This window comes from Pseudomonas sp. TE3644 (assembly GCF_056278815.1).
In genome coordinates, this window is the sequence record NZ_JBWBQF010000001.1 from 477644 (window position 1) to 491667 (window position 14024).

Genomic DNA, 14024 nt, shown 5'->3' on the forward strand with positions numbered 1-14024 from the left:
TCTCCCTCCCCATCCCCCGGCGCAGGGATTCGGTGCCGATTGACCTTTACACTGGATTTCTCGATGAGCTCTGTGGCTGTGTTCAGCAAGGCCTCGCCGTTCGATGCGCTGCAACGCTGGCTCCCCAAGGTGGTGCTAGCGCCAAGCATGCTGCTCGTGCTGGTCGGTTTCTATGGCTATATCTTCTGGACGTTCCTACTGTCCTTCACTAATTCCACCTTCATGCCGACGTACAAGTTCGTCGGCCTGCAGCAATACGCGCGCCTGCTCGACAACGATCGCTGGTGGGTGGCAAGCAAGAACCTGGCGGTGTTCGGTGGCCTGTTCATCGGCATCAGCCTGGTGCTGGGGGTGTTTCTGGCGGTGCTGCTGGACCAGCGCATCCGCCGCGAAGGCTTCCTGCGCACCATCTACCTGTACCCCATGGCCCTGTCGATGATCGTCACCGGCACCGCCTGGAAATGGCTGCTCAACCCTGGCCTGGGCCTGGACAAGATGCTGCGTGACTGGGGCTGGGAAGGCTTCCGCCTGGACTGGCTGATTGACCAGGATCGCGTGGTGTACTGCCTGGTGATCGCCGCCGTGTGGCAGGCCTCGGGCTTTGTCATGGCGCTGTTCCTGGCCGGCCTGCGTGGGGTCGACCAGTCGATCATCCGTGCCGCCCAGGTGGACGGCGCCAGCCTGCCCACCATCTACCTGAAGATCGTGTTGCCCAGCCTGCGGCCGGTGTTCTTCAGTGCCTTCATGATCCTGGCGCACATCGCCATCAAGAGCTTCGACCTAGTGGCGGCGATGACCGCGGGCGGCCCGGGCTACTCCTCGGACCTGCCGGCCATGTTCATGTACTCGTTCACCTTCAGCCGTGGCCAGATGGGCATTGGTTCGGCCAGCGCCATGCTGATGCTGGGCGCGATCCTGGCGATCCTGGTGCCGTACCTGTATTCGGAATTGAGGAACAAGCGCCATGACTAATGCCTATGGCAAATCCTCGCTCACGTTCAGCCGCGTGGCGATCTACGCCACGCTGCTGCTGGCTGCGGCCGTGTACCTGGTGCCGCTGGTGGTGATGCTGCTGACCAGCCTCAAGACCCCTGACGACATCCGCACCGGCAACCTGTTGAGCATGCCCGAAGTGTTCACCGGCATTGGCTGGCTGAAGGCCTGGGACATCGTCGGCGGGTTCTTCTGGAACTCGGTGAAAATCACCGTGCCGGCCGTGCTGATCTCCACCTTCATCGGCGCCATGAACGGCTACGTGCTGTCGATGTGGAAATTCCGCGGCTCGCAACTGTTCTTCGGCTTGCTGCTGTTTGGCTGCTTCCTGCCGTTCCAGACCGTGCTGCTGCCGGCTTCCTTTACCCTGGGCAAACTCGGCCTGGCCAACACCACCACCGGTTTGGTGATTGTCCACGTTGTGTATGGCCTGGCGTTTACTACGCTGTTCTTCCGCAACTACTTCGTGGCCGTGCCGGATGCACTGGTCAAGGCGGCGCGGCTGGACGGGGCGGGGTTCTTCACCATCTTCAACAAGATCCTGCTGCCCATGTCGGTGCCGATCATCATGGTGTGCCTGATCTGGCAGTTCACCCAGATCTGGAACGACTTTTTGTTCGGCGTGGTATTCGCCAGTGGCGACTCGCAGCCGATCACCGTGGCGCTGAACAACCTGGTCAACACCAGCACCGGTGCCAAGGAATATAACGTAGACATGGCCGCGGCAATGATCGCCGGCCTTCCAACGCTGCTGGTGTACATCATGGCCGGCAAGTATTTCCTGCGTGGGCTGACAGCCGGCGCGGTCAAGGGGTAGGAACATGGCAACGCTCGAACTGCGCAACGTAATCAAGACCTATGGCAGCGGCCTGCCGGACACCTTGAAAGATATCCAGCTGAAAATCGACTCCGGCGAATTCCTGATCCTGGTCGGCCCGTCGGGGTGCGGTAAATCCACCCTGATGAACTGCATCGCCGGCCTGGAAAACATCACCGGCGGCGCGATCCTGGTGGACAACGCCGACATCAGCGGCATGAGCCCCAAGGACCGTGACATCGCCATGGTGTTCCAGTCCTACGCGCTGTACCCGACCATGACCGTGCGCGAAAACATCGCCTTCGGCCTGAAGATCCGCAAGATGTCGGCGGCCGCCATCGACGAGGAAGTGGCGCGGGTGTCCAAGCTGCTGCAGATCGAACACCTGCTCAACCGCAAGCCGGGGCAGCTGTCCGGTGGCCAGCAGCAGCGCGTGGCCATGGGCCGGGCGTTGGCGCGGCGGCCCAAGATCTACCTGTTCGACGAACCGCTGTCCAACCTCGACGCCAAGCTGCGTGTAGAGATGCGGACCGAAATCAAGCTGATGCACCAGCGCCTGAAAACCACCACGGTATACGTGACCCACGATCAGATCGAGGCCATGACCCTGGGTGACAAGGTGGCGGTGATGAAGGACGGCATCATCCAGCAGTTCGGCACGCCGAAAGACATCTACAACGACCCGGCCAACCTGTTTGTGGCCAGCTTCATCGGCTCGCCGCCAATGAACTTCATCCCCCTGCGCCTGCAGCGCAAGGAAGGCCGCCTGCTGGCGCTGCTGGACAGCGGCCAGGCGCGTTGCGAGCTGCCGCTGGGCATGAACGATGCGGGCCTTGAAGACCGTGAAGTGATTTTGGGCATGCGCCCCGAGCAGATCGTGCTGGCGAGCGCCGAAGCCAATGGCCTGCCCACCATTCGCGCCGAGGTGCAGGTCACCGAGCCTACCGGGCCGGACACCCTGGTTTTTGTCACCCTCAACGACACCAAGGTCTGCTGCCGCCTGGCGCCGGACGTGGCGCCGCAAGTGGGTGAAACGCTGAATCTGCAATTCGACCCGGCCAAGGTGTTGCTGTTCGACGCCAAGACCGGCGAACGCCTGGGGGCGGTGGGGCGTGCACAGGCGCCTGTGACGGGCGACAACGTCGCCCAGTTCAAGGGGCGCTGAATCCGCGCCGGGCGGCCTGTAGCCCGGCGCCACCGGAGTACACCGCGTTTAATCAACAGCCAATAACAATAAGACGAGGAAGCAAAGGATGAAAAAGCGCATGAACAAGTCAGCACGCAATCGTTTGTTGCAGGTCTCGGTGCTCAGCGCACTGGGCCTTGCCGGCAGCGCCCATGCGTACGACGCCTTCGACCCGGAGTCGCCCTGGATGCTGGGCGACTGGGGTGGGGCGAGGACAGAGTTGCTGAACAAGGGGTATGACTTTTCCTTCGAGTACGTGGGGGAAGCGGCCAGCAACCTGAAGGGCGGTTACAACAATGACCGCACCGCTCGCTACAGCGACCAGTTCGCCCTGGGCGTGCAGATGGACCTGCAGAAAATCCTGGGCTGGCACGATGCCGAGTTCAAGCTGGCGATCACCGAGCGTAGTGGCCGCAACATCTCCAACGACCGTATCGGCGACCCGCGCGCCGGCACCCTCAGCTCGTCCCAGGAAGTGTGGGGCCGGGGCCAGACCTGGCGCCTGACCCAGATGTGGTACAAGCAGAAATTCTTCGACGGTGCGTTGGACATCAAGGTCGGCCGCTTCGGCCCGGGCGAAGACTTCAACAGCTTCCCGTGCGACTTCCAGAACCTGACCTTCTGCGGCTCGCAGGTGGGCAACTGGGTGGGTGGCATCTGGTACAACTGGCCTGTCAGCCAGTGGGCTGGCCGCGTCAAGTACAACCTGACCCCAGAGTTCTTCCTGCAGGTGGGTGCGTACAACCAGAACCCGTCCAACCTGGAAACCGGCAACGGCTTCAAGCTCAACGGCAGCGGCACCAAGGGCACCATCCTGCCAGTGGAAGCCGTGTGGTCACCCCAGGTCAATGGCCTGCCGGGCGAATACCGTCTGGGTTACTACTACAGCACCGCCAAGGCTGACGACGTTTACGACGGCATCGACGGCCAGCCGCAGCCTGTATCGGGCACCTTCAAGAGCCATGGCAGCAAGCATGGCTGGTGGATCGTGGCGCAGCAGCAGATCACCGCGCATAACGGCGATGCCAACCGCGGCCTGAGCCTGTTCGCCAACTTCACCGTGCATGACAAGGCCACCAACTACATCGACAACTACCAGCAGGTAGGCCTGGTGTACAAAGGCGCCTTCGACTCGCGTCCCAAGGATGACATCGGTGTAGGTATCGGTCGTATCCACGTGAACGACGACGCCCAGGACCGTGCCAAGCTGGTCAACCAGTTGAGCGGTATCGACGACTACGACAACCCGGGTTACCTGCCTGTGCAGGACACCGAGTACGACGCCGAGATCTACTACGGCTTCCACGTCACCAACTGGCTGACCGTGCGTCCCAACCTGCAGTACATCAAACACCCTGGTGGTGTTAACCAGGTCGACGACGCCATCGTGGCCGGCCTGAAAGTGCAGTCCAAGTTCTAACGGGTAGGCATTAACCTCTGTGGGAGCGGGCTCTGCCCGCGAAGCAAACACTGCGGTGGTACAGGCATTTCGCGGTGTGGTCTTCGCGGGCAGAGCCCGCTCCCACATTGATCTCGGCGGCAGGGCGAACAGCCATGCGGCAAAAAGCTCGGCGAAAATTCGCTTTATATCGGTAAGATAGCGCTACCTCTAACAATATCAGCCGTATTCGGTGAGCTTTAGTACCGTGTCCAGGACTTCTACTGCCATGCACGACCACCCGCTCCAGCGCTTCTTCAAATCGCAGCGGCCCCGGCCTACCTTCGAGTGGGAGCGTTTTCAGCAACGTGACGTGCTGGTCATTGACCATCCCAAATGCCAGGCAGTGTTCAGCCGCCAGGGTGCGCAACTGCTGCACTTCCGCCCCCAGGGGCAAAAGCCGTGGCTGTGGTGCTCAGCCCATTGGCCCCAGGCCGGCGCCATCCGTGGCGGCGTGCCGGTGTGCTGGCCCTGGTACGGCCGCCACCCCAGCGAAGGGATGTGGCCGGCCCACGGCTGGGGCCGCCTGGTCGACTGGAAGCTCCACGCTAGCAGCGAAGACGAAGAGGGCGTGACCCTGCACTGGCGCCTGCTGCTGTGCGACTGGCAGGTGGACCTGCACGCCCGCCTGGGTGACCAGATGGAGTTGCGTCTGAGCACCGAGCATCAGGACAGCGAGCCGTGCCAGCTCAGCCATGCGCTGTTGGCCTACTGGCGCATTGGTGATGTCAACGAAGTGACCCTGGCGGGGCTGGAAGGCACGCAGAGTTACGACAAGCTCAGCCGCAAGACCACCACCCACAAGGGCGAGCTGGAAGTGACGGGGGCGTGCCAGCGGGTGTTCAGTGGTGCCAATCAGGTGCAGCTGCAGGACCATGCCTGGGCGCGCAAGCTGGCGATTCATACCGCCGACAGTGATGACACCGTGGTGTGGCACCCGGGTTCACGGCCGCTGATGGGCGTGGCGGGTAACGAGAGCCAAGGGTTTTTGTGTGTGGAAGCCACCAGTGGCAGCCAGGACAACCTGAGCCTGGCGCCCGGCGAAAAAGCTCATATCAGCCTGCAGGCGCGCCTGTTGAACTAACCCTGTAGCCGCTGCCGCCAGGCTGCGCTGGCCCTGATGTTCACTGAAGATATCAAGCGAGGCACAGGGCCAGCGCAGCCTGGCGGCAGCGGCTACAGGGCATCATTCATCAATGGGATACCGGCTAGCATTCAGGCTTTCCTTGATCTTGCGCAGATGCGGCTGGAAGTCCGCGCCGCGACGAAGGGTCATGCCGGTGGCCAGAACATCGAGTACGGTTAACTGAATGATCCGCGAGGTCATCGGCATATAGATGTCGGTGTCTTCGGGCAGCGGAATGTGCACGCTCATGCTGCAGGCCTTGGCCAGCGGCGAGTCCTTGGCGGTCAGCCCCAGCACCGAGGCACCGTTTTCCCGCGCCACGCGGGCCACCTCCACCAGCTCGCGCGTGCGGCCGGTGTAGGAAATGATCACGAACAATTCACCGGTGTGCGCCACCGACGCCAGCATTCGCTGCATCAGCACATCGGCATGCGCCGACACGGCCAGGTTGAAACGGAAGAACTTGTGCTGGGCATCCAGCGCCACTGGCGCCGAGGCGCCCAGGCCGAAGAAATGGATTTGCCGGGCCTGGATCAACATGTCCACGGCGCGGCTGATCAACTGAGGATCCAGTTGCTGACAGGCGCTATCCAATGATGCAATGGCACTGCCAAAAATCTTCTGGGTGTAGGCCGCCGGATCGTCGTCGGCTTCCACGGCGCGGCTCACGTACGCAGCGCCGCTGGCCAGGCTCTGGGCCAGTTGCAGTTTAAGCTCCGGGTAGCCGCTGACGCCGAACGAACGGCAGAAACGGTTTACCGTCGGTTCACTGACAGAGGCGGCCTGGGCCAGCGCGGCAATACTGAAGCGCGTGGCTTGCTGGGGGTTGAGCAGGATGACTTCGGCGACTTTGCGTTCAGCCTTGTTCAGCTCTTCGAGGCGGCTCTGGATCTGCTCCAGAAGATTGCGCACGCGGTCCATGTTATGTCCTTGGGTCGAGGATGCAGCCAGTACAGCTGTCTGGCGCGGCTGTATTCACGGGTGGCCTATCGTACTGAGGGCTTGGTGCGATCACCACTCGAATCTGATTTGCCGGGAAAATGTTGTGTTTATTACTACATTTTCCCTTGAATGGTGCCTTGAAAAAAGGTATTTCTAGTCTAACTTGATAAAAGAACAAACATCATGCCTTCGACATCCGTAGAACCCTGCACCTTTGCCTTGTTCGGCGCCCTAGGCGACCTGGCATTGCGCAAGCTGTTCCCGGCGCTCTACCAGCTTGATCGAGCCGAGTTGCTGCACGACGACACCCGCATCCTGGCCCTGGCCCGCGAAGCCGGCACGCCGCAGCAACACCTGGCCAACATCGAGGAGCACCTGCGGCTTTTCGTGGCCAAGGCGCAAGTCGAGGAAGCGACCCTCAGCCGTTTCCTGGCGCGGATTGCCTACGTGCATGTCGATTTCATGAATGAGGCGGACTACGTCAACCTCGCCGAGCAGATCGGCCCTGCCGAGCAAGTGATCGCCTACTTCGCGACGCCTGCAGCGGTGTACGGCGCCATCTGCGAAAACCTGCACAAGGTGGGCCTGGCCGACCGTTGCCGTGTGGTGCTGGAAAAGCCCATCGGTCATGACCTGGCTTCCTCGCGCCGGGTCAACGACGCGGTGGCGCAGTATTTCCCGGAAAACCGCACCTATCGCATCGACCACTACCTGGGCAAGGAAACCGTCCAGAACCTGATCGCGCTGCGCTTTGCCAACAGCCTGTTCGAAACCCAGTGGAACCAGAACTACATCTCCCACGTGGAAATCACCGTGGCCGAGGAAGTAGGCATCGAGGGGCGCTGGGGCTATTTCGACAAGGCCGGCCAACTGCGCGACATGATCCAGAACCACCTGTTGCAGCTGCTGTGCCTGATCGCCATGGACCCACCGGCGGACTTGTCGGCCGACAGCATCCGTGACGAGAAGGTAAAAGTACTGAAGGCCCTGGCGCCGATCAGCGCCGAAGGCCTGACCACCCAGGTAGTACGCGGCCAATACATCGCCGGCTACAGCCAGGGCAAGGCCGTGCCGGGCTACCTGGAAGAAGAAAATTCCAACACCCAGAGCGACACCGAGACGTTCGTCGCTTTGCGTGCCGATATTCGCAACTGGCGTTGGGCCGGGGTGCCGTTCTACCTGCGCACCGGCAAACGCATGCCACAAAAGCTGTCGCAGATCGTCATCCACTTCAAGGAACCGCAACACTACATCTTCGCCCCCGAGCAGCGCCTGCAGATCAGCAACAAGCTGATTATCCGCCTGCAGCCGGACGAAGGTATTTCCTTGCGCGTGATGACCAAGGAGCAGGGCCTGGACAAGGGCATGCAGCTGCGCAGCGGGCCGTTGCAACTGAACTTCTCCGACACCTACCGCAGCGCGCGCATCCCCGATGCCTACGAGCGGTTGTTGCTGGAGGTGATGCAGGGCAATCAGAACCTGTTTGTCCGTAAAGATGAAATCGAATATGCGTGGAAGTGGTGCGACCAGTTGATCGCCGGCTGGAAGAAGTCCGGTGATGCGCCCAAGCCGTACGCGGCCGGGTCCTGGGGGCCAATGAGCTCCATCGCACTGATTACCCGCGATGGGAGGTCTTGGTATGGCGATATCTGAACTCAAACTGCCTAGTGACGTGGTGCCACGTGACTTCGCCAGTGCACCGCTGCTGGCCGAAGGCCTTGCGGCGACGGTGGCCGATCAACTGCGCAGCGCTATCGAGCGCCAGGGTGTTGCCACCCTGGTGGTCTCCGGTGGCCGTAGCCCGGTGATGTTCTTCCAGTGCCTGGCGCGCCAGGCGCTGGACTGGTCGAAAGTGGTGGTCAGCCTGGCTGACGAGCGCTGGGTGCCGGTGGAACACGCCGACAGCAACGCTGGCCTGCTCAAGCGCTACCTGCTGGTAGGCGCGGTGGCCAAGGCGCGTTTCGTCAGCCTGTACAACCCGGCCCAGAACCTGGAGCTGGCGGCTGAAGAGACCGACGCGCTGCTGTCCGAGCTGCCGGCCATCGATGTGCTGGTGCTGGGCATGGGCGATGACGGTCACACCGCCTCGCTGTTCCCCAACAGCCCGAACCTGGCCCACGCCCTGGAGCCTGCCGGCAGCCGTCGTTGCCTGCCGATGCTGGCACCGACCGTGCCGCACCAGCGCCTGACCATGACCCGTGCCCTGTTGGCCAGCGCCGGCTACACCGCGCTGTCGCTGCAAGGCGCAGGCAAACTGAACACGTTGCGCGACGCGCTGGCGGGCGACGACGTTGCCCAGATGCCGGTGCGCGCCTTCCTACACTCCCCATTGGACATCTACTGGTGCCCCTGAGCCAAGGATCAGCCGCTATGACGACACTCGAAAAACAACAGCTGGTGCAAAACCGCATGGCGGACAAAGTTGCCCTGATCGACAAGCTGGCCGCCAAGGCGAAGATTCTTCCGGTGATTACCATCGCCCGTGAAGAAGACATTCTGCCGTTGGCGGACGCCTTGGCGGCCGGCGGCCTGACTGCACTGGAAGTGACCCTGCGTTCGGAGCTGGGCCTGAAGGCCATCCAGATCCTGCGCCAGGAGCGCCCCGAGTTGATCGTCGGTGCCGGCACCGTGCTGGACCGCCACATGCTGGCGGCCACCGAAGCGGCTGGCTCGCAGTTCACCGTGACCCCGGGCGTGACCCAGGACATGCTCGAAGCTGGTGTGGAAAGCCCGCTGCCGTTGCTGCCGGGCATCAGCAGCCCTTCCGAGCTGATGATGGGCCACGCCTTGGGCTACCGCCGCTTCAAGCTGTTCCCCGCTGAAGTCAGCGGTGGCGTGGCGGCGATCAAGGCTTTTGGCGGACCGTTCCCGTCCGTGCGCTTCTGCCCCACTGGTGGCGTCGGCCCGGCCAACCTGAAGAACTACATGGCCCAGCCCAACGTGATGTGCGTGGGTGGTTCGTGGATGCTGGAAAGCGCCTGGATCAAGAACCGCGACTGGGCGCGCATCCAGGAGTGCACCGCCGAGGCGCTCGCCCTGTTCGACTGAATTTGTTGCTTGCTGTTGATTGTTTTACGGCTTTTGGGGGCGCTTGGTCGGCGCCCCTTTTTTTTGTCTGCAGAAAAGAGCAGCCCGTAGCCGCTGCCGCCAGGCTGCGCTGGCCTGCTGCCTCGCTGCACATCTCCAGGGTTCACACAGGCCAGCGCAGCCTGGCGGCAGCGGCTACGTCAGTGCTTGGGCGCAGGTCGGTTATGCTTTTTGCGCAGCGGCTCCAGCAGATCACTCAACCCGTTATGGTCAATCTCCTGCATAAGGGCCAGCAACCCGCCCAATTCCCCCTTGGGAAACCCCTCGCGCGCAAACCAGTTCAAGTAAGGCCCCGGCAAGTCGGCAATGATCCGCCCCTTGTACTTGCCAAAGGGCATCTCACGGATAATCAGCAGTTCAAGTTTTTCCGGATTCATGGGTATCAAATACTGGGACGCAAAAAGAGATTGAACATACATGCATTCTGCATGAAGGCCAAACGGCATTTCATGCAGAACACGGTGATCAAAATAATTCAATAATTATAAGCAATTGATTTATATCGCTTTTTTAGAATGAAAATTTTGGCACGAACTCTGCGATATACCTTCGTAACCTTTCAACCCACGAGGGAATCGAAAATGTCCAATCCAAACAAAGAAGTTATCTCGGTACTCAACGACCTGATTCAGACCAGCAAGGACGGCCAGGAAGGTTTCAAGACGTGCGCTGAAGACATCAAAAATGCCGAGCTCAAGGCACTTTTTGTCAAGCGCTCCCAGGAATGCGCGGCAGCCGCCGTAGAACTGCAGGCCGAGGTGCACGCCTTGGGTGGCGAACCTGAAGACTCCACCAGCGTTGCAGGTGACCTGCACCGTCGCTGGGTAGACGTGAAGTCAGTCTTCACCGGCAAGGACGAAGAGGCCGTGCTCAATGAAGCCGAGCGTGGTGAAGACCATGCTATCAAGGCTTATAAAGAAGCACTGGCCAAGCCGCTGCCGGCCAACGTTTATGCCATCGTGGAGCGTCAATTCCATGGTGTGCAACGCAATCACGACCAGGTGAAGGCGCTGCGCAATATTGCGCGGGCCAGCTAAGGCCTTCGGTCAGTTAGCAAAACGCCGGCGCATGCCGGCGTTTTTGCGTGCGGCCTATCGCGACCAAGGTCGGCTCCTACACCGATCCGCGTAGGAGCCGACCTTGGTCGCGATGCAGGCGCCGCGTTGCCACCTAAGCCGCTTTCTCGCAAAACCCCACCTGATTACGGCCACTGTCCTTGGCCTGGTACAGCGCCGTATCCGCCGCTGCCAGCAGGTCCTCCAGCCGTGTGCCCGACCGCGAACGCCGGGTACCCACGCCAATGCTGACGGTCACCGCCCGCTCATCGTCGCCATACGGGGCCTGCCGCTCGATGGCGTTGCGGATGGTTTCGGCAATGATCAACGCACCGTTGATGTCAGTCTCGGCCAGCACCACCATGAATTCCTCACCGCCATAGCGCGCCGACAAATCGGCCGGGCGCCGCACGCATCCGTCAATGGCCCTGGCCACGCGACGCAGGGCTTCGTCGCCACCGGCATGGCCGTGTCGTTCATTGAAGGCCTTGAAGTGATCGACATCGATCATCAGCACCGACAAGGGTTTGCCGTTGCGTTGCGAACGCGCCCACTCGGTGCGCAGTGCCCGGTCCAGGCTGCGGCGGTTGGCCAGGCCGGTGAGGCTGTCGGTGGCGGCCAGGGTGGCCAGTTCGCGCTCGGCGCTGAGACGGCGGCGCAATTCGCGGCCCATCATTAGGCACAGCCACAGCAGGGCGACGCACAGCAGGGCGGTGGCAATGCCGACCACAATTGCGGTGCGCCGCCAGGAGGCGTAGACCTCATCCGTGGACAGCGCGACGATCACGATCAGCGGCAGCTTGCCCGCCTTGGCAAAGATGTACAGGCGCTCTTTATGGTCCAGGCTGGAGATGCCCACGAAGCTGCCGCTGCCTTCACGCACTATCCGCACGAAGTTGGGCCGCTGGCTGAAGTCCTGGCCGATCAGGTTCTGCCCACCCAGCTCCGGCTCGCGCGCCAGGAACAGCCCCTGTTCGCTGATCAGGTTGACGCTGCTGTCCCTGCCAATCGCCAGGCCTTTGAACAGTTCGGCGAAGTACGCCAGGCGCAGGGCGCCGGACGCCACCCCCAGGAACTGGCCTGTGGGCGAGGAGATGCGCCGGGCGAAGCTGATGCACCAGCCCAGGTCGCCGATGCGGTCCTGGAAGGGGTCGCTGATGACCAGGCCAGCGTCCGGGTTGTCGCGCAGGTGCTGGAAGTTGGGCCGGTCACTGAAATTGCCTTTGCGCGGCGGCCAGGCGCGTGAGTCGGCGACGATATCGCCCCGGGGGCCAAGCCACAGGATGTCACCCCGATAGGGCCCGGTGATGATGCCGTTGAACAGCATCCGGTGGCGCAGGCTTTGGGGCATGCGCTGGAAATCCGGGTGCTGGGATGACTCGATCAGCCCCTGCAAGGACAGGTCATACAGGTCGACGTTGCGCTGCACATCGGCATTGATCAGTTGCACGATGTTGTTTGCGGCACGGGCCGCATCCCGTTCGGCGGCAGCATGTTCGCGCGCAAGCAGGAACGTGACGATCGCGATGATGGCCAGAATGGTCAGTGCACAGCCGGTATTGAGGTACCGTTGGGGTGCACGAGACTGATGCCGTGTCGGGGAATGGGAAGGGCGCAAGTTGGCGAGCTCTGATCATTATTGTCGCCACGGGCACACGCGCTGCCGGGCTGAAAGGCAGGCGGGACGGGGCGTGGGGCGCGCAAGGCGGCGACATTCTAGGGGCGTGTATCAGAGCGGACAACCCGTCCGGGAGGGTAATGGCATTTTGCCAGATGAACGGTTTGACCGATCGGTCAGGCAATTTCCCTGATTTCTCAAGCGTTTCCGCAGGTTAGCAGCCAAATAAAAAACCGGCATCAAGTGCCGGTTTTTTTACATACAAACGTTTGATTAGAAGATGTTGATCGGGTAATCGACGATTACGCGGTATTCGTCGGCGTTGTGGTCCACGGCCTTGTAGCCGTCGCCGCCACGGTTGGTGGCCCAGCGCAGGCGCACGCCCAGGTTTTTCGCCGGGCCTTCCTGTACGACGTACTTGATGTCCATGTCGCGTTCCCAGTGCTTGGCGTCCTTGCCGTCAGCGTTGTAATAGCTGTAGCCCGAATCGGCGTCCTGGGTCGCCTTGGTCAGGTCCATGGTGCCGCGGGTGTAGGACACGGCCGAGGTCAGGCCTGGCAGGCCCCAGCCCACGAAGTCATAGGCGTATTGCAGTTTCCAGGATTTCTCCCCCGGGGCGTTGAAGTCCGAGTACTGCTGGGAGTTGTCGAGGAAGATGCTGTCGCCGTCCTGGATATAGTCGAACGGTGTGTTGCCGTTGACCTTCTGCATCGACGCGGTCACGGTCTGGTGGCCCACCGTCACGCCAAGGTGCAGGCTGAAGGTGTTGTTGTCGATGGGCCCCAGCAACGCCTGGCCGCTGTCTTCGGTGTGGTAGTAGTGGAAGCCGGGGTTCAGGCTGACCAAGTCATTGAGTGCCCAGGTGTAGTCCAGGTCGTAGTAGTACTGGTTCCAGATGTCCTTGAGTTGCGAGGCATACAGGCTGGTGGTCACGCCCGGCAGGCCGGTGTAGGTGCCGCCGGCCCAGTCCATGTGCTTGCTCTCCTTGCCATCGGGCAAGGTGCCGTAATAGGTGCCGATGCGACCGTTGCCGCTCTGGTTGAACAACTTGTCGAAGCTGACCTGGCCGGCGTCGATCGTCAGGTGATCGATGCTGGTATTGGTGGCTTCCACGCCGCGGAAGGTCATGGGCAGCATCCGGGTGGAGCCGCCGGCGATTACCGGGTTGTTGAGGAACAGGTCACCGGCGCGGACGATGGTGTTGAACGCGCGCATTTTCACCGCGCCGCCGGCCGAGGAGAACGAGCCCGGCGCCTTGCTGTAGAGGTTGCCTTCCTTGTCGGTGGGCGAGGTGGGCAGGATGCTGGAGCCGCTGGTGCCGCCACCGCCGTCCAGTTTCAGGCCCAGCATGGCGTTGGCGTCGATACCAAAGCCCACGGTGCCCTCGGTGAACCCCGACTGGAAGATGCCGATGACGCCCTGGCCCCATTCCTTGCTGTCGTTCTGGCCGTTGTGCCGATCATGGTTGAAGTAGTAGTTCTTCAGGTCCAGGGTCAGGCTGGACCCCGCAATGAAGCCGTCCTGGCTGTTGGCTGCAGGGGCGTCGTCAGCAAACGCGGCACCAGACATCGTTGCAGCCAATGCAACGAACAACGGGCTGAAGCGGAAAGTGGATTTCACAGTTTATAAACTCCTTGGTAAATGTTTTTTAACTTTGGCAGTTGTTATTTTCATCAGCTCAGTTTTTTATAATGGGTAAAATCGTTTACATCTGCGTGTTTTCCACAGACGAAAAAAAAGCCGCTAATAGCAGCGGCTTTAA

The 14024-nt window shown here is 61.5% G+C and carries 13 protein-coding genes; 9 read left to right on the forward strand and 4 right to left on the reverse strand.

What is annotated here, in order from left to right; all coding sequences use genetic code 11:
- Window positions 1-63 precede the first annotated feature (63 nt).
- The 5 genes from ACZ9GA_RS02105 to ACZ9GA_RS02125 all read left to right on the forward strand — a co-directional run bounded on the left by ACZ9GA_RS02105 (window position 64) and on the right by ACZ9GA_RS02125 (window position 5518).
- Window positions 64-972 (forward strand): carbohydrate ABC transporter permease, encoded by a 909-nt coding sequence (locus ACZ9GA_RS02105; RefSeq protein ID WP_027979001.1) that lies wholly within the window; start codon window positions 64-66, stop codon window positions 970-972.
- On the forward strand, window positions 965-1810 hold the full coding sequence (locus tag ACZ9GA_RS02110; RefSeq protein ID WP_457357456.1) for a carbohydrate ABC transporter permease: 846 nt from the start codon (window positions 965-967) through the stop codon (window positions 1808-1810). The genes ACZ9GA_RS02105 and ACZ9GA_RS02110 overlap by 8 nt, the downstream gene beginning before the upstream one ends.
- Window positions 1811-1814: 4 nt before the next feature.
- Window positions 1815-2975 carry an ABC transporter ATP-binding protein gene (locus ACZ9GA_RS02115; protein ID WP_457357454.1) on the forward strand — a complete coding sequence of 387 codons (1161 nt, stop codon included), beginning with the start codon at window positions 1815-1817 and terminating at the stop codon, window positions 2973-2975.
- Between the two features lie 88 nt (window positions 2976-3063).
- Window positions 3064-4416: a carbohydrate porin gene (locus ACZ9GA_RS02120; protein WP_457357452.1), complete on the forward strand. Its 1353-nt coding sequence runs from the start codon at window positions 3064-3066 to the stop codon at window positions 4414-4416.
- Window positions 4417-4663: 247 nt separating this feature from the next.
- Window positions 4664-5518 (forward strand): D-hexose-6-phosphate mutarotase, encoded by an 855-nt coding sequence (locus tag ACZ9GA_RS02125; RefSeq protein ID WP_457357450.1) that lies wholly within the window; start codon window positions 4664-4666, stop codon window positions 5516-5518.
- A gap of 102 nt (window positions 5519-5620) precedes the next feature.
- Here ACZ9GA_RS02125 and ACZ9GA_RS02130 read toward each other — a convergent pair whose 3' ends face one another.
- The gene (locus ACZ9GA_RS02130; protein WP_455922405.1) at window positions 5621-6472 is read right to left on the reverse strand and encodes a MurR/RpiR family transcriptional regulator; all 852 of its coding nucleotides are present in this window, start codon (window positions 6470-6472) and stop codon (window positions 5621-5623) included.
- A 213-nt stretch (window positions 6473-6685) separates the two neighbouring features.
- Between ACZ9GA_RS02130 and zwf the strand changes: the two genes are divergently transcribed.
- The 3 genes from zwf to ACZ9GA_RS02145 are packed head-to-tail and all read left to right on the forward strand — an operon-like array spanning window position 6686 to window position 9550.
- Window positions 6686-8155, forward strand: a complete 1470-nt coding sequence (gene zwf, locus ACZ9GA_RS02135; RefSeq protein ID WP_457357449.1) for a glucose-6-phosphate dehydrogenase — start codon at window positions 6686-6688, stop codon at window positions 8153-8155.
- Window positions 8142-8855, forward strand: a complete 714-nt coding sequence (pgl, locus tag ACZ9GA_RS02140; protein ID WP_457357447.1) for a 6-phosphogluconolactonase — start codon at window positions 8142-8144, stop codon at window positions 8853-8855. Before zwf ends, pgl begins: the two co-directional genes overlap by 14 nt.
- A 17-nt stretch (window positions 8856-8872) precedes the next feature.
- Complete coding sequence (locus tag ACZ9GA_RS02145) at window positions 8873-9550, forward strand: bifunctional 4-hydroxy-2-oxoglutarate aldolase/2-dehydro-3-deoxy-phosphogluconate aldolase (RefSeq protein WP_457357445.1); 678 nt, start codon at window positions 8873-8875, stop codon at window positions 9548-9550.
- A gap of 179 nt (window positions 9551-9729) precedes the next feature.
- Here the strand turns inward: ACZ9GA_RS02145 and ACZ9GA_RS02150 are convergent, their stop codons facing one another.
- Entirely contained in the window at window positions 9730-9966 is a 237-nt protein-coding gene (locus ACZ9GA_RS02150) for a DUF3820 family protein (RefSeq protein WP_457357443.1), read from the reverse strand.
- Between the two features lie 204 nt (window positions 9967-10170).
- Between ACZ9GA_RS02150 and ACZ9GA_RS02155 the strand changes: the two genes are divergently transcribed.
- The gene (locus ACZ9GA_RS02155; RefSeq protein ID WP_457357441.1) at window positions 10171-10626 is read left to right on the forward strand and encodes a PA2169 family four-helix-bundle protein; all 456 of its coding nucleotides are present in this window, start codon (window positions 10171-10173) and stop codon (window positions 10624-10626) included.
- Between the two features lie 133 nt (window positions 10627-10759).
- Here the strand turns inward: ACZ9GA_RS02155 and ACZ9GA_RS02160 are convergent, their stop codons facing one another.
- Both ACZ9GA_RS02160 and ACZ9GA_RS02165 read right to left on the reverse strand, forming a co-directional pair.
- Window positions 10760-12262, reverse strand: a complete 1503-nt coding sequence (locus ACZ9GA_RS02160; RefSeq protein WP_457357439.1) for a sensor domain-containing diguanylate cyclase — start codon at window positions 12260-12262, stop codon at window positions 10760-10762.
- Window positions 12263-12535: 273 nt separating this feature from the next.
- On the reverse strand, window positions 12536-13882 hold the full coding sequence (locus ACZ9GA_RS02165) for an OprD family porin (RefSeq protein ID WP_457357437.1): 1347 nt from the start codon (window positions 13880-13882) through the stop codon (window positions 12536-12538).
- Between the last annotated feature and the right edge of the window lie 142 nt (window positions 13883-14024).

Bases quoted from the DNA above. Each gene is read 5' to 3' on its own strand.
- pgl (WP_457357447.1), top strand. From the start codon at position 8,142: ATGGCGATATCTGAACTCAAACTGCCTAGTGACGTGGTGCCACGTGAC.
- ACZ9GA_RS02145 (WP_457357445.1), top strand. From the start codon at position 8,873: ATGACGACACTCGAAAAACAACAGCTGGTGCAAAACCGCATGGCGGAC.
- zwf (WP_457357449.1), top strand. From the start codon at position 6,686: ATGCCTTCGACATCCGTAGAACCCTGCACCTTTGCCTTGTTCGGCGCC.
- ACZ9GA_RS02115 (WP_457357454.1), top strand. From the start codon at position 1,815: ATGGCAACGCTCGAACTGCGCAACGTAATCAAGACCTATGGCAGCGGC.
- ACZ9GA_RS02150 (WP_457357443.1), bottom strand. From the start codon at position 9,966: ATGAATCCGGAAAAACTTGAACTGCTGATTATCCGTGAGATGCCCTTT.
- ACZ9GA_RS02155 (WP_457357441.1), top strand. From the start codon at position 10,171: ATGTCCAATCCAAACAAAGAAGTTATCTCGGTACTCAACGACCTGATT.
- ACZ9GA_RS02125 (WP_457357450.1), top strand. From the start codon at position 4,664: ATGCACGACCACCCGCTCCAGCGCTTCTTCAAATCGCAGCGGCCCCGG.
- ACZ9GA_RS02110 (WP_457357456.1), top strand. From the start codon at position 965: ATGACTAATGCCTATGGCAAATCCTCGCTCACGTTCAGCCGCGTGGCG.
- ACZ9GA_RS02105 (WP_027979001.1), top strand. From the start codon at position 64: ATGAGCTCTGTGGCTGTGTTCAGCAAGGCCTCGCCGTTCGATGCGCTG.
- ACZ9GA_RS02120 (WP_457357452.1), top strand. From the start codon at position 3,064: ATGAAAAAGCGCATGAACAAGTCAGCACGCAATCGTTTGTTGCAGGTC.